23 protein-coding genes are annotated in these 23,620 nt (G+C 72.1%); 9 read left to right on the forward strand and 14 right to left on the reverse strand.

Annotation, left to right across the window (positions count from 1 at the left end; all coding sequences use genetic code 11):
* Positions 1-16 precede the first annotated feature (16 nt).
* The 3 genes from NIE79_RS03885 to NIE79_RS03895 all read left to right on the forward strand — a co-directional run bounded on the left by NIE79_RS03885 (position 17) and on the right by NIE79_RS03895 (position 5,510).
* On the forward strand, positions 17-1,849 hold the full coding sequence (locus NIE79_RS03885) for a glycoside hydrolase family 15 protein (protein WP_238677223.1): 1,833 nt from the start codon (positions 17-19) through the stop codon (positions 1,847-1,849).
* A 153-nt stretch (positions 1,850-2,002) separates the two neighbouring features.
* Complete coding sequence (locus NIE79_RS03890; RefSeq protein WP_238677224.1) at positions 2,003-4,879, forward strand: ricin-type beta-trefoil lectin domain protein; 2,877 nt, start codon at positions 2,003-2,005, stop codon at positions 4,877-4,879.
* 130 nt (positions 4,880-5,009) lie between these two features.
* Positions 5,010-5,510 (forward strand): metallophosphoesterase family protein, encoded by a 501-nt coding sequence (locus NIE79_RS03895; protein ID WP_238677225.1) that lies wholly within the window; start codon positions 5,010-5,012, stop codon positions 5,508-5,510.
* Between the two features lie 102 nt (positions 5,511-5,612).
* Here the strand turns inward: NIE79_RS03895 and NIE79_RS03900 are convergent, their stop codons facing one another.
* Entirely contained in the window at positions 5,613-5,834 is a 222-nt protein-coding gene (locus NIE79_RS03900) for a DUF3072 domain-containing protein (RefSeq protein ID WP_238677226.1), read from the reverse strand.
* A 100-nt stretch (positions 5,835-5,934) separates the two neighbouring features.
* Here NIE79_RS03900 and NIE79_RS03905 point away from each other — a divergent pair, with 100 nt between their 5' ends.
* On the forward strand, positions 5,935-6,873 hold the full coding sequence (locus tag NIE79_RS03905; RefSeq protein ID WP_238677278.1) for an NAD(P)/FAD-dependent oxidoreductase: 939 nt from the start codon (positions 5,935-5,937) through the stop codon (positions 6,871-6,873).
* A gap of 41 nt (positions 6,874-6,914) precedes the next feature.
* Here NIE79_RS03905 and NIE79_RS03910 read toward each other — a convergent pair whose 3' ends face one another.
* From NIE79_RS03910 to NIE79_RS03920, 3 genes are all read right to left on the reverse strand, one after another.
* Positions 6,915-8,210, reverse strand: a complete 1,296-nt coding sequence (locus tag NIE79_RS03910) for a cation:proton antiporter (protein WP_238677227.1) — start codon at positions 8,208-8,210, stop codon at positions 6,915-6,917.
* Positions 8,211-8,316: 106 nt separating this feature from the next.
* Entirely contained in the window at positions 8,317-8,994 is a 678-nt protein-coding gene (locus tag NIE79_RS03915) for an HAD family hydrolase (protein ID WP_238677228.1), read from the reverse strand.
* Positions 8,995-9,019: 25 nt separating this feature from the next.
* Entirely contained in the window at positions 9,020-11,158 is a 2,139-nt protein-coding gene (locus NIE79_RS03920) for an ATP-binding SpoIIE family protein phosphatase (RefSeq protein WP_238677229.1), read from the reverse strand.
* A gap of 198 nt (positions 11,159-11,356) precedes the next feature.
* Here NIE79_RS03920 and NIE79_RS03925 point away from each other — a divergent pair, with 198 nt between their 5' ends.
* Positions 11,357-12,166: a mechanosensitive ion channel family protein gene (locus tag NIE79_RS03925; protein ID WP_112678021.1), complete on the forward strand. Its 810-nt coding sequence runs from the start codon at positions 11,357-11,359 to the stop codon at positions 12,164-12,166.
* A 69-nt stretch (positions 12,167-12,235) separates the two neighbouring features.
* Here NIE79_RS03925 and NIE79_RS03930 read toward each other — a convergent pair whose 3' ends face one another.
* Positions 12,236-12,589: a DUF6401 family natural product biosynthesis protein gene (locus NIE79_RS03930; RefSeq protein WP_238677230.1), complete on the reverse strand. Its 354-nt coding sequence runs from the start codon at positions 12,587-12,589 to the stop codon at positions 12,236-12,238.
* A 161-nt stretch (positions 12,590-12,750) separates the two neighbouring features.
* Between NIE79_RS03930 and NIE79_RS03935 the strand changes: the two genes are divergently transcribed.
* A complete protein-coding gene (locus tag NIE79_RS03935) occupies positions 12,751-13,200 on the forward strand; it encodes a hypothetical protein (protein WP_238677231.1) in 450 nt (149 codons plus the stop codon).
* On the opposite strand, the gene NIE79_RS03940 is transcribed toward NIE79_RS03935, so the two are convergent.
* Positions 13,197-13,406, reverse strand: coding sequence for a hypothetical protein (locus NIE79_RS03940; protein ID WP_238677232.1), 210 nt, complete (start codon positions 13,404-13,406; stop codon positions 13,197-13,199). The two genes, NIE79_RS03935 and NIE79_RS03940, sit on opposite strands and share 4 nt — an antisense overlap.
* Before the next feature lie 158 nt (positions 13,407-13,564).
* Between NIE79_RS03940 and NIE79_RS03945 the strand changes: the two genes are divergently transcribed.
* Positions 13,565-14,875 carry an MFS transporter gene (locus NIE79_RS03945; RefSeq protein WP_238677233.1) on the forward strand — a complete coding sequence of 437 codons (1,311 nt, stop codon included), beginning with the start codon at positions 13,565-13,567 and terminating at the stop codon, positions 14,873-14,875.
* Here the strand turns inward: NIE79_RS03945 and NIE79_RS03950 are convergent.
* From NIE79_RS03950 to NIE79_RS03965, 4 genes are all read right to left on the reverse strand, one after another.
* Positions 14,830-15,093, reverse strand: coding sequence for a hypothetical protein (locus tag NIE79_RS03950; protein ID WP_238677234.1), 264 nt, complete (start codon positions 15,091-15,093; stop codon positions 14,830-14,832). The genes NIE79_RS03945 and NIE79_RS03950 overlap by 46 nt on opposite strands.
* Positions 15,094-15,201: 108 nt before the next feature.
* A complete protein-coding gene (locus NIE79_RS03955; RefSeq protein WP_238677235.1) occupies positions 15,202-15,663 on the reverse strand; it encodes an SRPBCC family protein in 462 nt (153 codons plus the stop codon).
* Positions 15,664-15,715: 52 nt separating this feature from the next.
* Positions 15,716-16,132 carry a DUF2795 domain-containing protein gene (locus NIE79_RS03960; RefSeq protein WP_088947320.1) on the reverse strand — a complete coding sequence of 139 codons (417 nt, stop codon included), beginning with the start codon at positions 16,130-16,132 and terminating at the stop codon, positions 15,716-15,718.
* Between the two features lie 103 nt (positions 16,133-16,235).
* Positions 16,236-17,231 carry a YihY/virulence factor BrkB family protein gene (locus NIE79_RS03965; RefSeq protein WP_238677236.1) on the reverse strand — a complete coding sequence of 332 codons (996 nt, stop codon included), beginning with the start codon at positions 17,229-17,231 and terminating at the stop codon, positions 16,236-16,238.
* A gap of 177 nt (positions 17,232-17,408) precedes the next feature.
* Between NIE79_RS03965 and NIE79_RS03970 the strand changes: the two genes are divergently transcribed.
* Positions 17,409-17,810 (forward strand): ChaB family protein, encoded by a 402-nt coding sequence (locus NIE79_RS03970; protein WP_210785235.1) that lies wholly within the window; start codon positions 17,409-17,411, stop codon positions 17,808-17,810.
* A gap of 70 nt (positions 17,811-17,880) precedes the next feature.
* Here the strand turns inward: NIE79_RS03970 and NIE79_RS03975 are convergent, their stop codons facing one another.
* On the reverse strand, positions 17,881-19,314 hold the full coding sequence (locus NIE79_RS03975) for an aldehyde dehydrogenase family protein (RefSeq protein WP_238677237.1): 1,434 nt from the start codon (positions 19,312-19,314) through the stop codon (positions 17,881-17,883).
* A gap of 72 nt (positions 19,315-19,386) precedes the next feature.
* On the opposite strand from NIE79_RS03975, the gene NIE79_RS03980 reads away from it, so the two are divergent.
* Positions 19,387-20,994 carry a phytoene desaturase family protein gene (locus NIE79_RS03980; protein ID WP_238677238.1) on the forward strand — a complete coding sequence of 536 codons (1,608 nt, stop codon included), beginning with the start codon at positions 19,387-19,389 and terminating at the stop codon, positions 20,992-20,994.
* 146 nt (positions 20,995-21,140) lie between these two features.
* Here NIE79_RS03980 and NIE79_RS03985 read toward each other — a convergent pair whose 3' ends face one another.
* The 3 genes from NIE79_RS03985 to NIE79_RS03995 form a co-directional block, all read right to left on the reverse strand.
* Complete coding sequence (locus NIE79_RS03985; protein WP_238677239.1) at positions 21,141-21,908, reverse strand: polyprenol monophosphomannose synthase; 768 nt, start codon at positions 21,906-21,908, stop codon at positions 21,141-21,143.
* A 149-nt stretch (positions 21,909-22,057) separates the two neighbouring features.
* Positions 22,058-23,059: an SDR family oxidoreductase gene (locus NIE79_RS03990; RefSeq protein WP_238677240.1), complete on the reverse strand. Its 1,002-nt coding sequence runs from the start codon at positions 23,057-23,059 to the stop codon at positions 22,058-22,060.
* A complete protein-coding gene (locus NIE79_RS03995) occupies positions 23,056-23,493 on the reverse strand; it encodes an SRPBCC family protein (RefSeq protein ID WP_274523529.1) in 438 nt (145 codons plus the stop codon). The genes NIE79_RS03990 and NIE79_RS03995 overlap by 4 nt, the downstream gene beginning before the upstream one ends.
* Positions 23,494-23,620 lie beyond the last annotated feature (127 nt).

Consider the following 23,620-nt stretch of genomic DNA (forward strand, 5'->3'; position numbering starts at 1 on the left):
CCGGGTAGGCAGTCAGGTGGAGAGCGGACAGATCAGCGACTACGGGTTCCTCGCCGACGGCCGCAGCGCGGCGCTGGTGGACGCCTCCGGCTCGGTGAACTGGTGGTGCCCGGGTCGGTTCGACGCGCCGTCGGTGTTCGGGAGGCTGCTCGACGACGGTGCGGGGCACTGGTCGATCCGGCCGGAGGCCGATTTCACAGTCGAACGGAGCTACCTGAAGGACACCCTGGTGTTGCGGACCGTCTTCCGCACCGCGCAGGGGGAGGTCGCGCTCACCGACGCGCTCGCCTTCGAACCCGGCTCGCGAGGTCACGACATCGGGATGCACCCACCGCAGGTGCTGGTCCGTAGCGTGCAGGGACTCTCCGGTGCGGTGCCCATGCGGGTGCACTACCGTCCGCGCTTCGAGTACGGGCGCACCATCGCGTACCTGGTCGAGCGTGAGGACATGCTCGAGGCCATCGCCGGGGCCGCGCGGCTCACCTTCCGCAGCAGCGTGCGGTTGGCGTGCGGCGACGATGGCGATGCCGCAGCGACGTTCACCGTCCGCGCCGGCACCACCCACAACTTCAGTCTCGGGTACGCCCCGACCTACGACGCCCCACTGCCGGAGGTGCCGGACGCCGACCAGACGATCGCCGACACCGTCGCCGGCTGGCGGTCCTGGGCCGACGAGCACGCGTACCAGGGTCTCTACGCCGAGGAGGTGCGGCGCAGCGGGCTGGTGGTGCAGGGCATGACGTACCGGCCCAGCGGTGCGGTGGTGGCCTCCGTGACCACCTCGCTGCCGGAGAAGCTCGGCGGGGACCGCAACTACGACTACCGCTACGTCTGGGTGCGCGACTTCAGCCACACTCTGCGGGCGCTGTGGCGGTCGGCGTGCTTCGACGAGGTGCGGCGGCAGTTCGCCTGGTTGGGCCGGGCGATGGGCCGGATCGGCGACCAGCCGGTGCCCATCATGTACGGGGTGCTGGGGGAGCGGGACCTCACCGAGCATCGGCTGGAGCAGCTCGGCGGTTACCGCGACAGCCCTCCGGTGGTGACCGGCAACGACGCGTGGCGGCAGCGGCAGAACGACATCTACGGCGCGGCCATGGACGCCGCCTGGCTGATGCGCGACCAGCTGGAACCGTTCGACCCGGACGTATACCACCTGCTCCGGGTGCTCGCCGATCAGGCCGAGCAGGACTGGAAACAGCCGGACGCGGGGATGTGGGAGGAGCGTGGAGTGCAGCACCACCATGTGTCCTCGAAGGTGGAGTGCTGGGTGGCACTGGACCGGGCGGTCCGCTTCGGCGACCAGCTCGGCGGACCGCAGGACCTGGCTCGCTGGACGGCGGCCCGGGACGAGGTGCGCGCGGCGATCCTCGAGCGGGGGTGGAGCGACAGGCTCCAGTCGTACACCGGGGTTTTTGATTCCGAGGATCTGGACGCGTCGGTGCTGGTGATGCCGCTGGTGGGTTTTCTGCGGGCCGATGACCCACGGATGCTCTCGACGATCCGCGCGGTCGAGCGGGGGCTGTCGCACGACGGCCTGCTGCGGCGCTGGAACGGCGACCCGGCGGGCTTCGTCATCTGTTCGTTCTGGTTGGTGAGTTGCCTGGCGTTGGCCGGCGAGCGGGACCGGGCGCACGAGTTGTTTCGCGATCTGGCTGGTCGGGTCAACGACCTGGGCCTGTTCGCCGAGCAGATCGACCAGCGGACCGGGGAGCAGTTGGGCAATTTCCCGCAGGCGTTCTCGCACATCGGCCTCATCAATGCCGCCGGTGTGCTCACCGACGTCGAGCAGGACTCGACGTTGCGCGAGTGCGGGATGCCCCCGGCGCACTTCACCCCGACGCGTCGCTGAGCCCGTACTTTCGTGTAAATCTTGATAACTTTCGATCCAGTGACGCGAAGTTCTACCGTCTTCCAGTGAAAGACGTTAATGTCCGGGAAACACCGCGGTGCTCCTCCAGTCGGCGGGAGCGGCACCGAGATCCCCCGGACAGCTGGAGGTCTCGTGTCCCGCACTCTGCGTCGACGGCTCGTCAGCGCCACCACAGTGCTCACCGTCCTGATCACCCTCTGCCTCGTCCCGCAGGCAAGCGTTCTGCCGGCCGCCGCGTCCCCGGCCCAGGCCGCCGCCCTCGCCCCGCCCGCCACCGTCGGTTTCGAGAAGGTCGCCCTCGACGGCGGCCTCTCCATGGGCGAACCGATCGAACTGGCCGTCGCCCCCGACGGCAAGGTCTTCTACATCAACCGGGGCACCAGTGCCGCCGGTGGCCAGGTCCGCCTCTACAACCCGGCGACCAGGTCCACCACAGTGGCCCTGACCCTGGCGCTGGACGCCCGCTTCGAGGACGGCCTGATCGGCATCACACTGCACCCGAGCTTCGCGAGCAACCGCTGGGTCTACCTCTTCTACTCGCCGAAGGTCACCCCACTGGTCAACCGGATCAGTCGGTTCACCTTCAACCCGTCCACCCTGCTGCTCGACCCGGGCAGCGAGGACGTGCTCATCGAGTGGCCCACCGAACGCGATCTCTGCTGCCACTCGGCCGGCTCGATGAGCTGGGACACCGCCGGCAACCTGTACTTCGCCGTCGGCGACAACACCAACTCCGGCGGCGACTCCGCCGGGATGGCCCCGATCGACGAGCGGACGAGCCGCAACGCGCAGTACGACGCCCAGCGCACCTCGGGCAACACCAACGACCTACGGGGCAAGATCAACCGGATCCACCCGGAGAACGACGGCAGTTACACCGTCCCCGCCGGCAACCTCTTCGCCGCCGGCACCGCGGGTACGCGCCCGGAGATCTACGTGATGGGCGTGCGCAACCCGTACCGGATCTGGGTGGACCGCAAGGCCAACAACACCCTCTACTGGGGTGAGGTCGGCCCGGATGCCGGCACCGACCTCGCCAACCGTGGCCCGGCTGCCTACGACGAGTTCAACAGGGCCAACGGGCCCGGCAACTACGGCTGGCCGTACTGCGGCGGCCCCAACGTCGCCTACAACGACTGGGACTTCGCCACCGCCGCCCCGCGCGGCTGGTTCCCCTGCGGGGGCTCCACCGGCCCGGTCAACAACTCACCCCGTAACACCGGCGTCCAGCAGCTACCGCCGACGAAACCGGCGCTGGTCTGGGAGCAGCACGGCGGCAGTGAGGACTGGCCGGCGCTGGACAACCCGGGTGGGTGCGGGTCGCCCAACCACGTCGAGGTCTACCACTACGACCCGAACCTCGTCTCGGACGTGAAGTGGCCGGCCTACTACGACAACAAGTGGCTGATCTCCGAGTACTGCCGCAACTGGATCAAGGAGGTCCAGTTCGACAACGGCAACCCGTCCACCGGGGCGCCGACAGTCATCGAGCCGGTGCTCGCCGGCATGAAACTCGTCCACCCGATCGACTGGCAGTTCGGCCCGGACGGCTCGCTCTACCTGCTGGAGTACGGCAGCGGCTACTTCTCCGGCGCGGTCGACGCCGGTCTCTACAAAATCAACTATGTCCAGGGTGGCCGGTCGCCGTTGGCCAAGGCCACCGTCAACCGGGACAGCGGCCTGGCCCCGCTCTCGGTGACCTTCTCCAGCGCCGGCAGCTCGGACCCGGACGGCGACCCGCTGACGTACGCCTGGGACTTCACCAACAACGGCAGCACCGACTCGACCGCCGCCAACCCGTCCTTCACGTACTCCGCCAACGGCAGCTACAGCGCCCGGCTCACCGTCAACGACGGCACCGGCCGCAGCGCCACGACTGTGGTGTCGGTGGTGGTCGGCAACAACCGGCCGACTGTCACGCTGACCGGCCTGCCCGCCGGCGGGCTCTTCGACTGGGGGCAGGACCTGGCGGTGGGCGCCTCAGCCAGTGACCCGCAGGACGGCACGCCGGCCTGCTCGGCGGTGGTCGTCCGGGCCGCGCTGGGCCACCAGGAGCACGCCCACGAGGAGGGGGAGGGGACCGGCTGCGGCGCCACCTTCAACACCGGCCCGGTGCACGCCGGCCCCGACTCGGTGCTGTTCTTCGTCCTGCGCGGCAGCTACACCGATCGCGGCGCGACCGGCTCGGCCGCACTCACCGGTGAGCAGGAGATCAGCCTCTATCCGAAACAGTGGCAGGCCGAGCACTTCGTCCAGCTCAACGGCCCCAAGGTGATCGACCAGGCTGCGGCCGAGGGCGGTAAGCGGCTGGGTGACGTCCAGAACGGCGAGAGCGTCCGGCACCACGCGGTGAGCCTCAAGGGGATCACCGGCGTCCGGGCCCGGGTCTCCTCCGGCGGCCCCGGCGGCACCCTCTCCTTCCGGTACGACTCACCGACCGGCACCGAGGTCGCCCGGATCGCGGTGCCGAACACCGGCGGCTGGGACAACTACACCGAGCTGAGCGCCACGGTGACCAAGCCCGACGACGGCACCCACGACCTGTACCTGGTCGTCACCGGTGGCAGCGGGGCGCTGCTGGACGTGGACAGCTACACCTTCACCGGCCCGGGCGTCGGCACCGGCGGGGCGCGCACCGGTGAGGTAAAGGCCCTCGGCAAGTGCGCGGACATCGCCTCCAGCCAGACCGCGAACGGCACCAAGGTGCAGACCTGGACCTGCAACGGCACCGCCGCGCAGCGCTGGACCCTACCCGGCGACGGCACGGTGCGGGGGCTCGCCAAGTGCCTGGACGTGAAGGCGAGCGGCACCACCGACGGCACCCTCGTGCAGCTCTACGACTGCAACGGCAGCGGGGCCCAGCAGTGGGCCGCCCAGTCGGACGGCAGCCTGCGCAACCCCCAGTCCGGGCGTTGCCTGGACATTCCCAACTCGGATCTCACCGACGGTCGGCAACTGCGGATCTGGACCTGCAACGGCACCGGGGCGCAACGCTGGACCCTGCCGTGACCGCCCCCTGACCGGCTCGGCACCCGTACCCGAGCGTCGACGACGCACGGGGCCGGGCGGCGGAGGCGGAGCCCGGCCGTCCACCCACGTCCCCCGGGTGGGCGGCCGGGACTCGGGGCACAATGCCGGTATGCGGCTGGTGCTCACGGCGGACACCCACGTACCGAAGCGGGCCCGGGACCTACCCGGGCCCCTCTGGGCGGCCATCGAGGCGGCCGACGTGGTGGTGCACGCCGGCGACTGGGTGGACGAGGCCCTGCTCGACGCCATGACCGCGCGATCACGCCGACTGATCGGTGTGTACGGCAACAACGACGGCCCGGCGCTGCGCGCTCGGCTGCCGGAGGTGGCCCGGGTCGATCTCGACGGCCTGCGGGTCGCTGTGGTGCACGAGACCGGGCCCCGGACCGGTCGGGAGAAGCGGTGCGCGGCCCGCTTTCCCGACGTCGACCTGCTGGTCTTCGGGCATTCGCACATCCCCTGGGACACCGAGGCACCCGGTGGGCTGCGCCTGCTCAACCCCGGCTCACCCACCGACCGCCGCTCCCAACCCCACGCCACCTACCTGACCGCCGAGGTGCACGCCGGCACCCTGACCGAGGTACGCCTCCATGACCTGCCCCGGCGTTGACGGCCGGGCCGGCGTTGATCGACTCGGCTTTCTTGATGTCGCGGTGTCCGAGCCTCGGGGACACCCCGGTTTCCAGGAAGCCGAGTCGATCATCCGGGATGGCTACTGGCCTCGGCCTGTTTCGGCTTGGAGTTCGTCGATCCGCTTGGACGCCTCGGCCTTGGTCAGGTCGTCCGGGAGATCGGCATGGGCCTCCCGGGCCAGCGTGTTCAGGTAGGACTCCTGGGCGGCGGTCGGCGGCTCGTCCCCGGTGACCCACTCGTCCGGGTCCTTGATCGCGGCGTTCTGGTCGGCCTGCTCGGTACGGCGGTCCGTCATCGTCATCACCCTCTCTTTCGAACAGGTGTGCCAGTACCCCGATCTCCGGTGGTTCATGCCGAACGCCGCCACCTACGATCATCTGATGACGGAGGACCGGTCGAGCGTGGTGGTGGTCGGGGCAGGCATCGCCGGAATGGCCTGTGCGGTCGAGCTGATCCGGGCCGGGGTGCCGGTGCAGGTCCGGGAGCGGGGGCACGTCTGCGGTGGCCGGATGGCCAGCAAACGCTTCCAGGGCCGGCCCGCGGACATCGGCGCCGCCTACTTCACCGCCACCGACCCGGACTTCGCCGCAGTCGTCGAGCAGTGGCGCGCCGCCGGGCTGGTCCGCGAGTGGACCGACACCTTCCAGGCGTACGACCGGAGCGGAAACCACGAGGTGCCCGGACCGATACGCTTCGCCGCCCCCCGTGGGCTGCGCTCGTTGGTCGAACACCTGGCCGGCGCGGTGCCGGTGACCGTCGACCGGCTGGTGCTCACCGTGGAGCCCGGCCCGATCGTGGACGGGCATCCGTGCGCGGCGGTCGCCCTGGCCATGCCGGGCCCGCAGGCCGCCCTGCTGCTCGACCCGGCCCTGACCGACGCCACCCGGGTCGTGCAGGAGCAACGCTGGTCACCGTCGCTGGCCGCGGTGCTGCGCTTCCCGACCCGGCGCTGGCCGGACTTCCGGGGCGCGTTCGTCAACGAGCACCCGGTCCTCAACCTCGTCTGCGACGACGGCGACCGGCGCGGAGACGGCGCACCGGTGCTGGTCGCGCACACAGTGCCGGAGTTCGCGGCCGGGCACCTGGCCCAACCCACCGGGGCCGGCCCGGCGATCGAACAGGCCGTCCGGGATCTGCTCGGGCTGCCCGAGCAGGCCGTCGACGTCCACGTGCACCGCTGGACGTACGCGAAGCCGACCAGCGACGCCGGCGGTGCCACCCACCACCTCGACGCCGACGGGATCGGCCTGGCCGGCGACGCGTTCGGCAAGCCCCGGGTGCAGAGCGCCTGGCGATCCGGCCGGGACCTGGGCCGCGCGCTGGCCGCCCGCCTGGGCTGAGTCATCCGCTCAGGCGTGCCCGCCTGGGCTGAGTCACCCGCTCAGGCGTGCCCGGCTGCCGCTACGGGCCGCGGGTCGTCGCTCCGCTCGGCCGGGTCTGAGGTCCGCTCTCCCTCCCGGTCCAGCAGCTGCATGACCGGGGTCGCCGTGATGCCGTGCACCACGACGGAGACGAGCACCACCAGCCCGACCGTCGCCCAGAGCAGCTCGGCCTGCGGGAAGTCGGCCTTGGTGGTGGCGTACGCGAGGTAGTAGAACGAGCCGACGCCACGAATGCCGAACAACGAGATGACCCAGTGCTCGGCCGGGCGTCCCGGAGCGCCGCGCAACGACAACCAGCCGATCAGCGGCCGCACCAGGAACACCAGCGCCAGCCCGACGGCGGCCGCCGGCCAGGTCAGCGGGCCCAGCAGGCCACCCACTATCGCGCCGCCGAGCAGCAGCAACAGCACCAGGGTGAGCAGCCGTTCGACCTGCTCGGCGAAGTCGTGCAGCACCGAGTGGAACTCGTGGGTCCGCTCAGCGGCCCGAATGGCCCGGGCGGCCACGAACACCGCCAGGAAGCCGTACCCGCCGACCACCTCCACCAGCCCGTACGCCAGGAACGTGGCCGCCAGCGCCAGGAAGCCCTCGGCGTGCCGGGCCAACCGCAGCTCGCTGGGCGCGCGGAAGAACAGCTTGCCGAGCAGCCAGCCGATGAGCAGGCCACCGCCGACGCCGACGCCGATCTTCCAGAGCACGTCAACTGTGAACCACTCGGCCAACCAGTCGCCCGGGGCGAGGCTGGTCGAGGCGATGGCGATGGCGGCGTAGACGAACGGGAACGCCAGCCCGTCGTTGAGGCCAGCCTCGGAGGTCAACGCGAAGCGGACCTCGTCCTCGGAATCCTCCACGTCGGTCGGCTCGCCGACCTGCACGTCGGCGGCGAGCACCGGATCGGTGGGCGCCAGCGCGGCACCCAACAACAGCGCGGCGGCCGGCACCAGCCCCGCCCACCACCAGCCGAGCAGCGCCACCGCCGCGATGCACAGGGGCATCGCGATCGCCAGCAGCCGCCAGGTGGACGACCACCGCCGCCAACTCAACGGCCGGTCGATCTTCAGCCCGGCACCCATCAGCGCGACGATCACCCCGATCTCGGTGAGGTGGGTGGTCAGCTCCGGGTGAGCCAGGGGGTCCGGCGACGGCAGGCCGACCGGCAGCAGGAACACCAGCATGCCGAGGGCGAGGAAGGCGATCGGCATGGACAGCGGGCGCCGCTCCAGCACCCGCGGCAGGATGCCCGCGAGCAGAGCACCCAGACCCACCAGCGCGAACGCGACATCTACCGGCTCCACGGCACCACCCTTCAGCCGCACCCGCGAGGCGCGGGCAGGTGGTGACAGTCCTTGCCCCGCAAGGGCTCCGGCTATGCGCGTCCGTGTCGGTGGACCCGAGTGATCCTCACCGGGGTCGGGTGAGCGGCGAGTCAGTCAACTCGTGCAACAGCGCGGCCGGGTCGTCGTACACCGCCACGGCACCCGCGCCGGCGAGCTCGCCGCGGCTGGTGCCACCGCAGGTCAGGCCCACACACGGAATGTTCAACTTTCCGGCCGCGACGACGTCCCACACCGAGTCGCCGACGAAGACCACCCGCTCGGCGGTCAACCCGGACTGCTCCAACGCGGCGACCAGGATGTCCGGTGCCGGTTTGCTCTGCTGGGCGTCCGCCGAGGAGGTAATCGTGTCGATCACGTCATCGGCGGCCAGCGCCCGACGAAGCGCGCCCACCTCGGGTTCCGAGGCGGAGGTGGCCAGCACGACCCGCAACCCCCGCTCGGCGCAGGAGCGCAACAGGTCTGCCGCTCGGGGTAGTGGCGTGAGTCGTTCCCAGTACTCGGCGTAGAGGGTGTCGTGCGCGTCGCGCAACTTCGAGTCGGCGTCGCGGTCCCGCTCCGGGCCGAGGAGATGGTCCAGGAGTTTGTCCGACCCCATCCCGATCGAGCGGTGCACCACCGCCATCGGCACCGGCTGATCGGTCTGGCGTAACGCCTCCCACCAGCTCACCGTGTGCAGGTAGGTGGTGTCGACCAGGGTGCCGTCGACATCGAAGAGGACCCCGGCGGGCCGGTCGGTAGCCATGGACGTCCTCCTACCCTCGGGCGGCTCAGGGATGCGCGGCCGGCGGCGTGAGGATCTCGAACCAGACCGTGGAGCCCCGGACCGAGGGGTCGGTGCCCCAGGCGTCGCTGAGTTCCTCGATCAGGCCGAGGCCGCGCCCGCGACTGCTCAACGTGTCGGTACGGGCCCGGGTCACGGTGCCCCGGGTGCCGGAATCCGCTACCGAGACGAGCAGCCGCTCGGCGCTGAGGTCGATCTCCACCCGGGCGGCAGTGCCGGCGTGCAGCAACGCGTTGGTGGTCAGCTCGCTGGTGCAGAGCACCGCCGCCCCGATCACCGACTCGGGCACCTGCCAATCGGTGAGCTGACCGGTCAGCCAGTGCCGCACCCGGCTGGGCGCGGTCGGCTCGGCGGGCACCTCCATGCTCGCCGAACGACTCGGCTTGAGCGCGTGCTCGACCGCCAGCACGGCCACGTCGTCCTCAGTGCCGCCCGGGACCGCCGCGGTGGCCACCGCGCAGAGCGCGCGGGGGTCGCCGCTGCCGGCCTTGGCGATGGCGTCGCTCAGGGTGGCCAGCCCGGCGCTCAGGCTCTGCCGGCGACGCTCCACCACCCCGTCGCTGAACAGCAGCAGCGTGTCACCGGGACGGAACGGGACAGTCGTGGTGCCCGGCCGACCGCCCAGCCCCAACGGCGGCCCGGCCGGGACGTCGACGTACTCGGCGTGAAACCGACCATCCGGGTCGCCGCGGCGGATCAGTGGCGCGGGGTGCCCGGCGCTGGACAGGGTCAGCTCCCGCCGCTCCGCGTCGATGACCCCGAACGCCACTGTGACGAACAGCTCGTGGGTGCCGGCCTCCGCGCCGAGGCTGGTCACCAGCCGGTCCAGGCCGCCCAGGACCGCGTCGGGCGTCGGGTCGGCCAGGGCCAGGGCGCGCAGCGCGGCCCGGACCTGCCCCATCCGCGCGGCGGCCTGCACGTCGTGCCCGGCCACGTCGCCCAGCACGACGCCGAGAGAGCCGTTGGGCAGCAGGAACGCGTCGTAGAAGTCACCGCCGGCCGCGTTGCCGTCCACGCCCGGGTCGTAGCGGGCCGCGATCCGCAACCGGGGAAGATCCGGCAGGTGCTCCGGCAACATGCTGCGTTGCAACAGTTGGGCGGTGCCGTGCTGGGTCTCGAACCGGCGGGCCCGCTCCGCGGCCTGGCCGATCAGCTCGGCCGAGGCGGCCAGCAGCGCCCGCTCGGCGGGGGACCAGGTGTGCGGGACCTGGAAGCCGACCGCCAGCCCGCCGCGGACCACCGAGGTGCCCAGCGGCAGGGCCGCCATCGCCTGGATCTTCTGGTCGTGGCGGTCCACGGCGGTGTCCCGCAGCGGCTGCCCGTCGCGGGTGAACGACGGGGCGCCGGAGCGGGCCGCCTGCACCACAGGGGCCGACCAGTCCGCAGGCGCACGCCGCCAGAGCGGAGGCAGCCGCTCGTCGGCCTCGTCCAACAACTCGCCACGGACCCGACGCACCATTCGCCAGCCGCCGCCGCCCTCGTCGACAGCGAACGAGGCCTGGTCCGGGTCGAACGTGGTGATCGCGTACCGCAGCGCCACCCGGGCCACGTCGTCGAGGGTGAGGGTGCCGGCGAGCGCCGCGGCCACCTCGCTGAGGCTCTGCAACTTCTCGGTGACGTGGGTGGTCTCGGCAGCGACCGTCAACACGCCGACGATCTGCCCGGCGCTGTCGCGCACCGGTGAGTAGCCCCGGGTGAAGACGGCCTGCTCCACCGTCGCGGAGTGCCCGCGGACCAGCGGCAGGGTGGACTCCTTCTCCAGGAAGGGCTCGCCCTGCCGGTAGCAGCGCTCGATCACCGCACCGACGCCGGGAAGCGCCCAGATCTCCGCGAACACCTCGGCGGCCGGACGGCCGAGGGCGCTCGGGTGCTTGGTGCCCAGCAGTTCGGCGTAGCCGGCGTTGTAGAGCAGGACGAGGTCGTCGCCGTACGCCAGGGCCATCGGCATCGGCGAGGCGAGGAGCAACTGCACCACGGCCTGGAGGGCGACGTCCCAGTCGTCGGCCGGGCCCAGCGGGGTGTTGGCCCAGTCGTGGGCGAGCACGCCGACGCCCGGGCCGGACCCGGTGGGTGCGCCCGGGCCCGGAGATGCTGGCGTGGGGACCCGCCCGACCGTTCCTGGCATGTTCGCAGCCTAGTCGGCCGACCGGAAAAGGCATCCGACCACGGCGGCGGGCCGTCGCCGAGTCCGTCGCGGTGGCCGTTTGGGCAGTTCAGGGGCCCTGTTCGGAGGTCTGTCGGGAAAAACGCCGCGCGCTGCGCGGAGTGCCGGACCGGTTGCCGGGTATGCGCCCGGCGCAGTCCATGCGACAGGAGGGACATCATGCTGAAAACCCTCGCGGTCCGGCAGGCCGACATCGGCGATGCCATCGCCGACACCTGGAGGTCGGTGCTGCTCTTCATCCCGAAGGCAGTGGCCTTCATCGTCATCCTCGTGGTCGGCTGGCTCATCGCCAGAGCCGTCCTCAAGATCGTGGATACGGTGCTGGAACGGGTGCGTTTCGACCAGGCGGTCGAACGCGGTGGCATCAAACGGGCCCTGGAGAGAACGAAGTACGACGCCAGCGACATCCTGGCCAGACTGGCGTACTACGCCGTACTGCTGTTCACGCTGCAGTTCGCCTTCGGAGTCTGGGGGCCCAACGCGATCAGTGACCTGATCAGCGGCGTGGTGTCCTGGCTGCCGCGTGCGTTCATCGCGATCGTCATCGTGGTGGTGGCGGCCGCGATCGCCAACGCTGTCCGGGATCTGGTCACCGGGGCGCTGGGAGGGCTCTCGTACGGCAAGGTCCTGGCGGACCTGACGGCGATCTTCATCATCGCGCTCGGTGTGATCGCCGCCCTGAACCAGGTGGGGATCGCCACCACGGTGACGACTCCGGTGCTGATCGCGGTGCTCGCCACTGTGGCCGGCATCCTGATCGTCGGCGTCGGCGGTGGTCTCGTGAAGCCGATGCAGAAGCGCTGGGACGGCTGGCTGGACCGGGCTGCCCAGGAGGCTCGGGCGGTGCAGCAGCAACGTCAGGCCGCGTCGGCCGGGCGTAGCGACGTGGAGCGGCAGATGGCCGACCGCGGGGGTGACCGCACCCAGGCCATGCCTCGGGTGGACGAAGCCCAGCAGTACCGCTCGTAGCGGGGCCGAACGGCACTGAGGGCGGGAGGGTGCTCCGCGTACGTCGCGGGGCGCCCTCCCCCTCACGTGTCAGTGCCGGTCGAGTGCGCGAGCCAGCGCGCAGACCGCGACCAGGCGGGTGAGCAGCCACTGCGGCTGGCTCCAGTCCACCTGCCCGCTGGGCGGCGCCCACCCGTGCTCCAGGGCGGCGGCGCGCACCCCCTCGGCGTAGCCGGCGAGCGCCGCTGAGGTCAGCGGCGTGCGGTCCCCGTCGAGGCTGTCCCGGACGGCCGCCGCGTGCTGGTCGACGAGGGCCAGCAGCCCCGGCCGCGCGGCGGCGGCGGCGAGCCCGGCAGTGCCCACGGAGACGGTGAGGGCGGCCAGGGTGGACCGCGCCGAGTCGACGGCGGTACGGGGGGCGACCCGGTTGAACGGCACACGCATGGTGACCGAGGCTAACCGACCAGTGACCGGGTCGACCTCGTCCGCTCGGTGGATGTCGGCTGCGCCACTGGGCGCTCGCCGCTGACCTGGGGGATTGATCCGGCACAGACGGGGCAGCAGGAGAACACCCACTGATGACGGGACACGGCGCGGAGGCACGGATGGGACAGCAGGCGGACGGACCCGACGAGCGGCACCGGCGCCCGGACGGCGTCAGCGACGCGACGGTCGCCGCGCTCGGCAAGCTCAGCGAGGCGCTGGAGTGTGTGGAGCGGGCCCGGGGGCACCTCTACTCGCTGCACCAGTTGATCGGCCATGCCGACCTGATGCTCGACGACGCGGTGGAGCAGTTTCACGCCGCTGGGCATCCGCACCTCGCCGAGCGGATCGCCACGGAGCTGCGCGGCCGCAACGTCATCGCCGGACGGTGGACGTTTCAGATCGTCGAGGACTTCGACGACGGCTACCACGCGCTGTTCCGGGAGTTGGACCAGCAGGCCCGCGACGAGTTGGTGGGTGGGCGGCGCCACCTCTACGAGGCGGAGATGAAGGAACGCCGCCGTAGCCGGGGCCGGCCGGGCCACGAGGCCCGGCCGGGCGGCGAGGGCTAGTCGCTTGTCGCGTCGGCCGGGCGACGCCGTGCCGCGTCGTCAGCGATGATCACGGTCGCCACCATCAGCGCGACGCACAGGCTGAACAGCCACGACTCGTCGGCGACGAGCCAGGCGGACACGGGCGCCTGGAGCGCGGCGAGCAGAAAGCCGAGCCAGGCGAGTTTGCGCTGACGCGCGGAGAGGATTCCGGAGCCTTGATGCATCCCGAAATTCTTACGCGAACCAGCCCGCTTGCCGTCCTCCGATCGGCCGATTCTGGATGAGCTGTCCGTTTTCCCGACCGTACGGACACGACTTCTTTGCGCCGGGGGCGGTTGGGTGCCGACGGCGCTAGGGTGCCCCTGCGGCAGGATGGTGCCTCGTGTCCACCGCGCCCGCGCGTCCCCGCGCCGCACTGCTCCTGCTGTCCTACCTCGCGTTCGTCAGCCTCGGTCTGCCCGACGGCCTGCTCGGCGTCAGCTGGCCCTCGATCAGCGGCGACTTCGACGTACCGACCGAGGCCGTCGGGTGGGTGCTCACCGCCGGCACCGTCGGCTATCTCACCTCCAGCGTGCTGGCCGGCTTCACGTTGGCCCGGGTCGGCGTGGGCGCCCTGCTCGCCGGCAGCACCCTGCTGGCCGGCCTGGCGCTGACCGGTTACTCGGTGAGCCCCGTACTGGCGGTGCTGGTGGCCTGTGCGCTGGTGCTCGGGCTCGGCTCCGGCGCTGTCGACTCCGGGCTCAACGCGTACGCCGCCGGGGCCTTCGGGCCCCGCCACATGAACTGGTTGCACGCCTTCTTCGGCCTCGGCGTGGCCATCGGTCCACTGATCATGACCGCGGTGCTGAGCGCTGGGCTCGCCTGGCGCTGGGGGTACGGCATCGTGGCCGCCGCCCAACTCGTCCTCGCCGCCGCGTTCGCGCTCACGGTGCGGGCCTGGCGACGTGACGCCCCGGCCGGCACCGAGGCGGGCACGACTGTCCAGGGCGAGCCCGCCGCCACGGGTACCGGGCCGGCGTCCACCGTCCAGGTCCCGGTTCGGGACACCCTGCGGTCGCCAGCGGTCTGGTCGGGGTTGCTCGCCTTCGCGCTGTACGTGGCGATCGAGGTGTCCGCCGGACTGTGGGCGTTCCTGCTGCTGACCGAGGGGCGCGGGCTCAGCGCGGCGGTGGCCGGCGGCTGCGTCTCCGCGTACTGGGGCAGTCTCTTCGTCGGCCGGGTCGTGCAGGGCCTGGTGGCCGAGCGCCTGGGGGCGGGGCTGGTATTGCGCGCCAGCCTGGCCGGGATGGCCGTCGGCGCGGCTCTGATCGCCGTTCCCGGGCCGGCCGTCCTGGCGGTGCTCGGCCTGGTCGTTGTCGGTTTCGCCGCCGCGCCCGTGCTTCCGCTGCTCACCCTCACCACCGCCGGACGGGTCGGCGCGGCGCACGCGGACCGGGCCATCGGGATGCAGATCGGCGCTTCGGGCGTCGGCGCGGCGCTCGTCCCGGCCGGGCTGGGCGTGCTGATCGGCAACACCTCAGTGCAGGTGCTGGGCTCGGCCCTGCTGGTGCTCGCGCTGGCGCTGATCGCGCTCTACGAGTGGGGCGCGCGCCGATCGGCCGGCCGGCCCACCGGCCAGTCGCTGCCCACTCAGCCCGGCGGGGAGGGTCAGCCCGCGTCCGGGCCGGTCCGCCCGGTGGTGGACGGGCGGTAGCGGCGCTCCGGGTCGGTGTCCTCCCGGCTGTTGCCCTGGGCCTGCCCCTTACTGTCGTCCGCTGCCGGCCCGTGGCCGAACGTCGCCTCTTCCCCCGCGTCGTTGCCGGTCACGTCGTCGGCCTGCCCGTCGAGGCTGGAGCCGGCCACGGCCTGCTCCAACTCCTCCAACGGAAGCCGTTCCTCGTCCCGCCACACCCTGATGTTGTCGTCGGTCATGTCTTCAGCGGTACCCGGGCGCGATGATCGCAAACGGTGGCGTGCGACAAGGCTCGGACACGGCGATGGCCGCCAGGCATCTGGCGGCCATCGGTGTCACTGCTCAGGTCACGGCTGCGGACGGTCCACCTGTCCGCGCCAGGCGCCGGTCTCCTGACCGCGTCGCTCGATGTAGGTCTTGAACCGTTCCAGGTCGCCCTTGGCCCGCCGGTCGACGATGCCGAGCTTGTCGCCGGCCTGCTCGACCACGCCGTGCGGCTCGAACTCGAGCTGCAGGGTGACCCGGGTCTTGTCCTGGTCCAGTCGGTGGAAGGTCACCACGCCGGCCTGCTGCGTGCCGTCGGTCGAGCGCCAGGCGACCCGCTCGTCGGGGAGCTGTTCGGTGATCTCCGCGTCGAACTCGCGCTTCACCCCGGCGATGTCCACCGTCCAGTGGGTCATCGTGTCGGAGAGCTGGCGGACCTCCTGCACACCCTCCATGAACTCGGGGAACTCCTCGAACTGCGTCCACTGGTCGTACGCGGTGCGTACGGGTACGGAAACGTCCACATGTTCGGTAACGCCACTCATCGGGGAACCTCCTTCAGCCACTGGCGGGTTGCCGGATCGGGGGCGATCCTGCTCACCAGCGAGTTGTCTCGTTCTTGTTGCCCAGCGCGGCCCACACCTCGGAGACCGTCTGGTAGACGGTGCCCTCGGGCAGCCGTTCCAGCGCCGCCACGATGTCGTCCGGCGCCTCGTTCTCACGGGCGCTGGCGATGAGCACCAGGCGGTCGCCCGGCAGCGCGCTCATCGAGATGAACCGGCCGAGCCGGCTGCGCTGCTCGACGTCAGTGGAGCTCATGCCCTGTGGGGTGCCGGTGCGCAGGTCGCCGGCCGGGGCGGTGGTCGTCTCCGGCTGGTCCTCACCAGCCGGTTCCGGCACCCGCGACTCGTCGACCCGAGAGCCACCGGTCCCCGGCCCCTGTACGAGGCCGCTGACCTCCTGACTCATCTGTTCGTCGATCCTCGGTCCGTGCTTGCTGTTGCCACGCTCCATGCCTTCTGCGCTACCCGGCACCCCACCCGATAAACCGGCACCGGGCCACGGACCGGCCCTCGGCCCGACCGCGGACCGGACATCCGAGCCGGAAAGCGGAGGCTCAGTCGTCGGCGGGCCTGCGCGGCGGCAGCACCGGCTCCTCCGGGTCCGGGTCGCCGGCCTGCAGCTGCCGCCCGCGTTGCACCTCGGAGTTGATCTGCACGCCCAGCATCAGCGCCGAGTTGGACAGGTAGAGCCAGACCAGGAACGCGATGGCCGCCCCGAGGCTGCCGTAGGTGGTGCTGTACGAGCCGAAGTTGGCCACGTAGAGACCGAAGCCGAAGGAGACCGCAGCCCAGGAAATCAGGGCCACACCGCCGCCCGGGGTCAGCCAGCGGAACCGGGGCTGGCGCACGTTCGGCGCGATCCAGAACAGCAGCGACAGCAGCACCATCATGACCATGGCGAGCACCGGCCACTTCGCCACACTCCACACCGTTCGGGCCAGGCCACCGGCGTTGATCAGATCACCCACCGCGTCGGTGACCGGGCCGCTGACGATCAACGCGAGGGCGACCACCGCGAGCAGCACGAGCGTCACCGCGGCCAGGCCGATCTGTATCGGCCGCAACTTCCACACCGGCCGGCCCTCGGTCACCCCGTAGATGGAGTTGGACGCCCGGGTGAACGCGCCGATGAACCCCGACGCGGACCACAGCGCGCCGAGAAGGCCGAAGCTCAGCAGCAGCTTGGGGTTGCTCTGGTCGAGCACCACGGTCCGGATCACCCCGAGCACGCCGCCCTCGTCGCCCTTGTCGTCGGTCAGCACCGACCCGGCGCCCACCTGGTTGGCCAGGTCGACCACCGTGTCCAGGGTCCGCTCCCCGTCGGAGACCAGACCGACCAGGGCCACCACCACGATGGCGGACGGAAAGAGCGCCAGGACGCCGTAGTAGGTCAGCGCGGCGGCCCAGTCGGAGCAGTTGTCGTTGACGAAGTTCTGCACGCTTCGGACCAGCACCCCACGCCAGGTCCGCCAGCTCAGCTGCCGCATCCGTCGGGGCACCGGGGTGCCCGCTGTGCCGCCGAGGGTCGTACCGGGGTCCGTGGTCGTCATGCCCGCTCCCTGCGCCCCGGCCGCCGGATGACCGGTCGTCCGGTCTGGCCTGGCCCGGCGGTACCCGGATGGGGAAATCGACAAACCCACCCCGCCCCCGGCCGGCGCCGCTCAGGGTTTGCCGCCCCGTCACCGGGGAACGGTCACAGTGACCCTGTCGACACGGAGGAGGACGAGATGCCCGGGCGCGAGGACCTGCCCAGCACGCTGCGACGCTCCCCGGAGAAGGCGCAGCGCACCTGGGAGAAGACGCACGACTCGGCGGTCGAGACCTACGGCGAGGGGGAGCGGTCGCACCGCACCGCCTTCGCCGCCGTCAAGCACCAGTTCGAGAAGGTGGGCGACCACTGGGAGCCGAAGGGCCGCAAGGGCCCCAGCGACCAGCAGGCCGCCGGCGGCGGGCCGGAACGACGGGCCCCCACCGCCGGTGGCGTGGACGCCAACGCCACCAAGGACCACCTGATGTCGGTGGCGCGCAAACTCGACGTGCCCGGGCGGTCCAGCATGACCAAACCGGAGCTGGTCACGGCCATCGAGAAGGCCAACGACCGCGCGACCCGCAAGGCCCGCGGCGACTGACAGCGGCCGCACCGGAGCGCAACCGACGCGGTACGGGCGGGCGCGCCACCCCTGCGTCCGCCCGCACCGTTCACCAGTGCCCGCCCCCCGGCGCCTCGATGTGCACCGCCTTCGTGGCGGTGAGCTCGTCCAGCAGCTCCGGGCCGTACCCGAAGCCCTGCCCGCTGGCCCGGCGCGGATGCGCGGCACCCCCCGGCGCACCCCCGAACACCGCGTTGACCTTGACCGTGCCCACCGGCAGCTCCCGCCAGGACCGCTGGGCGTGACTCATCGACGCTGTCAACACCGTGGCGGCCAGCCCGTACGGGGAGTCCGCCGCGCAGCGCAGCGCCTCGTCGAACGAGTCGACGACCACCACCGGGGCTACCGGCCCGAAGGTCTCCTCCCGGACCAGCTGCATGTCGTGGCGGCAGTCGGTGACGACGGTGGCCGGGTAGAACGCCCCCGGCCCGTCCGGCACCTCACCGCCCACCCGCACCCGTGCGCCGTCCGCCACCGCCGCCGCCACCTGTCCGTGGACGTGGTCCCGGTGCCGCCGGTCGACCAGCGGACCCAGCTCGGTGCCCGGGTCCCGGCCCGGCCCGACCCGCAGCGCTGCGGCGCGTCGTACCAGCGCGGCCACGAAATCGTCGGCCACCTCCCGGTGCACGTAGAGCCGCTCCACCGCCACGCAGATCTGCCCGGCGTTGGCGAACGCGCCGAGCGCGGCCTGCTCCGCCGCCCACTCCGGGTCGACGCCCGCGTCCACGATCAACGGGTCACTGCCGCCGTTCTCCAGGAGCACCTTCGCGCCGGTACGTGCCGCAGCGGCGGCGATCGCCCGCCCGGTGGCTGTGGAACCCACGTGGGCCACCACGTCGACTTCCTGCGCCGCCAGCGCCGCACCCACCTCCGGGCCGCCGGTGAGCAGCGACAACACCCCGGCCGGCAGCGCCTGATCCAGTGCCCGGGCCAGCAGCCACCCCGTCGCCGGTGCCCGTTCGCTCGGCTTGTAGAGCACCACGTTCCCGGTCACCAGGGCCGCGCCGAGCAGTCCACAGGAGACCGCCACCGGGTCGTTCCAGGGGGTGATCGCCGCGACCACCCCGCGCGGCTGCGGGGTCAGGAAGTCCAGCGCGCCGGTTTCGCCGTTGAGCGTGCGCCCACCGCGCAGCGGCGCCAGTTCCGCATACTGTCGCAGGGTGCCGATCCCCGCCTCGACGCCGCCGCGGGCGTCCGCCAACGGCTTGCCCATCTCCGCGGTGACCGCCGCCGCCAACTCCTCGATGACCGCCTCCACCGCGTCGGCGGCCCGGTGCAGCGCCGCCGCCCGTTCCGCCGGCGCGGTCGCCGCCCACTGGGCCGCCGCGTTGCGGGCCGCCTGGGTCGCCTTGCCCACCTCGTCGGCCGTCGCCACCGGCACCGTGCTCACCGGCGCGTCGTCCGCCGGATCACGCACGACCAGTTCGCCGCCGTCGCCGCCCGCACCCCACACCCCGCCCACCAGCTGCGCAACCGTGTACATGCGGCGCTGGATGCCCCGGCCTCGACGAGGCAAACGCGTTTCGCCCGGTTGCGCGCCGGGTAGGCGGATCCGATGACAACCACCACCGCGCAGAGCGCGGACGCCGTCATCGTCGGCGCCGGGCACAACGGCCTGGTGGCGGCCAACCTGCTGGCCGACGCCGGCTGGGACGTGGTGGTGCTGGAGGCGACAGCGGTGCCCGGCGGCGCGGTCCGCTCCGCCGAGGTCACCGCGCCCGGCTACCTCAGCGACCTCTACAGCTCGTTCTACCCCCTCGGGTACGCGTCGCCGGTGCTCGGTGGCCTCGACCTGGGTCGACACGGGCTGTCCTGGCGGCACTCGCCGGACGTGCTGGCGCACCTGCTGCCGGACGGCCGGGCCGCCGTGATCAACCGGGACCCGGACGTCACCGCCGCGTCGCTGGAGCAGTTCGCCCCGGGTGACGGCAAACGCTGGCTCAACGCGTACACCGACTGGCTCGACGTGGCCGAGCCGATGCTGGAGGCGATCACCTCACCGTTCCCGCCGGTACGCGGCGGGCTGGGCCTGCTGCGCCGGCTGCGCGTCGCCGGGGCGCTGCGACTCGCGCGCCGGCTCGTCGTACCGGTCCGCAAACTGGGCGACGAACTCTTCGACGGCCCCGGCGGGCCGGCCCTGCTGGCCGGTTGTGCCCTGCACACCGACCTCTCCCCGGAGGAGGCCGGCTCCGGGGTGTACGGCTGGCTGCTGGCCATGCTCGGCCAGCAGGTCGGCTGGCCGGTGCCCAACGGCGGCGCGCAGCAGATCACCAACGCGCTCGTGGATCGGCTGCAGGGGCGCGGCGGGACGATCATCTACGGGGCCCGGGCCGACCGGGTCCTCACCGCTCGGGGCCGGGCGATGGGGGTCCGAACCGTCGGCGGGGCGCTGTGGAGGGCCCGACGGGCCGTGCTCGCCGACGTGCCGGCGCCGGCGCTCTACCTCGACCTGGTCGGCGCGGCGGCACTGCCGCCGCGGCTGGTGGAGGACCTGGCGCACTTCCGGTGGGACGGCTCCACGCTGAAGGTGGACTGGGCGCTCAGCGCGCCGGTGCCCTGGACGAACCGGCAGTTGGCCGGCGCCGGCACCGTGCACCTCGGCGCGGACCTGAACGGGCTCACCCACTACGCCAGCGAGTTGGCCCGTGGTGAGCTGCCCCGCGACCCGTTCCTGCTGGTCGGGCAGATGTCGGTGGCGGACCCCAGCCACTCCCCGCCGGGCACCGAGTCGCTCTGGTCGTACACCCATCTGCCGTTCCGGCGGAACTGGCGGGCCGAGGAGGTCGCCGGGCACGTGCAGCGGATGGAGGACGCGCTGGAGGCGGCGGCACCGGGTTTCCGGAGCCTGATCGTGGGTCGACACGTGGCCGGACCGGCCGACCTGGAGAAAAGCAACCCGAGCCTGGTCGGTGGCACGCTCGGTGGCGGGACCGCCGCCGCGTACCAGCAGCTCTTCCTGCGCCCGATCCCTGGCCTGGGCCGGGCGGACACCCCGGTCGACCGGCTCTTCCTGGCCAGCGCGTCGGCGCACCCCGGTGGCGGTGTGCACGGCGCGCCGGGGGCGAACGCCGCCCGCGCGGCGCTGGCCCGCGACCGCGCGCTCACCGGCCGCGCGTACGCCGCAGCCATCGCCACCGCCCACCGAGCCATCTACCCCGACTAACCCCAACCCACCGACCGCCCCGCCCCGCCCCGCCCGTCGATCAAGGAGTTGTGGTGGGTGACAAAGCGCCCGCCGGGGTTGCAAACGGGCACCACAAGTCCATGATCGACCGGGCGGTGGGGCTGGGGTGGGGTGGATCGGGTGGGTTAGCGGGTGATGTTGCGGTGTTTGCTGCGGAGGCGGAAGGGCATGAGGGCGCTCTCCACCTTGGTCGCGGTGGTCATCTTGGAGACGCCGTCGCGCCGCTCCTCGAAGCGGATCGGCACCTCCAGGATGGTGTGCCCCAGCTTGGTGGCGAGATAGTGCATCTCCACCTGGAAGCTGTAGCCGTTGGACTGCACCCGCTCCAGGTCGATGTCGCGCAGGGCCTCGGCCTGCCAGATCTTGAAGCCGGCGGTGAGGTCCCGGATGCGTACCCGCAGCAGCGTGTGCACGTAGAGGTTGGCCCAGCCACTGAGCGCCCGGCGGTAGAGCGGCCAGTTCTCGTCCAGCTCGCCGCCGGGCACGTAGCGGGAACCGATCACCACGCTGGCCTGGGTGGAGAGCAGCGCGCCGAGCATGCCCGGCAGCGCCTCGGGCGGGTGCGAGAGGTCGGCGTCCATCTGCGCCACGTACTCGGCGCCGCCCTCGATCGCCCGGGTCATCCCGTCTACGTACGCGCGGCCGAGGCCCTCCTTGCCGGCGCGGTGCACGACCTCGATCCGGTCGGGGTGCTCGATGGCCAGCTTGTCGGCCACCTCCCCTGTGCCGTCGGGGGAGTTGTCGTCGGCGACGAGGATGCGCAGCCCCGGCAGCGGCAGCGCGAGCAGCCGCTCGACCAGCGCCGGGAGATTGCCCGCCTCGTTGTACGTGGGCACGACGACGGTCACGCGTGCGTCCCGCCACGGCGACGGCAACTGCACCGGCTTGATCATGTCGGTCATCCTCGGTTTGCGGACAAGGGTCATGGAAAGGGTATCTAGTTCCCGCATTCGGTCCGAGAGAGGCACCCCTCCCGGGCGTTGCGGACCCTCGCCGCCCATCGCGCGCGGGCGTTGAATCCCTGGTCAGAGGCCTGCGTCGGTCAGCGCCGCCGGCGAGCGACAGCGCTGAGGGCGAGCGCCGCGAGGGCGAGCGCGACCCCGGAGAGCGCCGGCTTGTGCGTGCCGACCCAGAGCGCCGCGGAACGGTCACGCGCCCGTTCGCGGAACACACCAGCGGTGCCCCGGTCCGTGTCCGCGTCGCCGGGGTGATCCAGATTGTCCCGCCAGGTCGCCGGATCGATCTTCTCCCCGGTCTGCTGGCTGTCGTAGCCGTCGCGGGCCAGCTTCCGGTCCAGCAGGCCGGGAAACAGTGCGTCGCCCACCCGAGCCTGCCAGGTCGGGCCGCCCACGTTCAGCTCCCTGGTGCCGCGATCAGCCGCCCAGACGATGGCCCGGGCGGCCAGCTCCGGAGTGAAGATCGGCGGCACCGGCTGCGGATGGCGGGGCAGCCGGGTGCGGACCCAGGAGAACTGCGGCGTGTTGACAGCGGGCAGCTGCACCATCGACAACTTCACCCCCGGGCAGTCGTGCAGCAGCTCGGCGCGCAGCGAGTCGTTGAACCCCTGGACGGCGTGCTTGCTGGCGCAGTACGCCGACTGGAGCGGAATCCCGCGGTAGGCCAACGCCGAGCCCACCTGCACGATCGTGCCCCGCCCGTGGGCTCGCATGTGCCGCAGCGCGGCGAGGGTGCCGTGCACGGTGCCCAGGTAGGTGACCTCGGTGACCCGACGGAACTCGCGCGCCGGGATCTCCCAGGCCGGCGCGAACACCGACGCCATCGCGTTGTTGATCCACACGTCGATGCCGCCCCAGCGGTGCACCACGTCGTCGGCGGCCTGCTGCACCGCGCCCGCGTCGGCCACGTCGACCTGGTACACCCGCACGTCGGTCGCGCCGCGCAGCCGGCACTCCCGTTCGGCGGCGACCAGACCCGCCTCGCCCCGAGCCAGCAGCGCCAGCCGCGCGCCGCGCGCCGCGTACGCGTGGGCGACGGCCCGGCCGACGCCGGCGCTCGCGCCGGTCACCACCACGGTCCGGGTCACGACGCACCCTTCTGTCGGGTGGCGATGTCGGAGAGCCGGTCCAGCGTCTCCCGGTTCCGCAGGTGCAGCACCAGATCGTTGATCTTGTTGTGCACCCACCGCAGCGGGCCGGCCGCGAAGTCCTCCCCGATGCGCACCCGGGTGGCGCCGTCACCGACCGGTTCCAGGGTGAAGGCCACTATCGCCTCGCCCGCCGGCCAGAGCCCGGCCTTGAGTACGAGCCGGTGCGGCGGCTCGCAGACCAGCACCGTCGAGGCGTCCTGCAACGAGAGCGGCCAGGGCCCGGCACGGTGGTGCAGTTGGCTGCCCACCCGGGGCCAGGCGTCGTCCACGTCCCGCATGTGCGCCGTGCCGACCACCCAGTCGCTGTACGTCCACCCGTCCGCGAGCACGTCGAACACCTGCTGCGGGGAAGCGTCAATCACTTTCTCCATAATCGCCACCGGGATCCCATACCCGGAGCACGGGACGGGCTAACGGCCGACCGGGTTAGCTTCTCGGCGACGGCGGGTAAGGCCGACCCGGAGCATCGCTGGCGGCGCTGGCCCACCGCCCCCACGA

The organism is Micromonospora trifolii, from assembly GCF_022229005.1.
GTDB classification, from domain to species: Bacteria; Actinomycetota; Actinomycetes; order Mycobacteriales; family Micromonosporaceae; genus Micromonospora; species Micromonospora trifolii.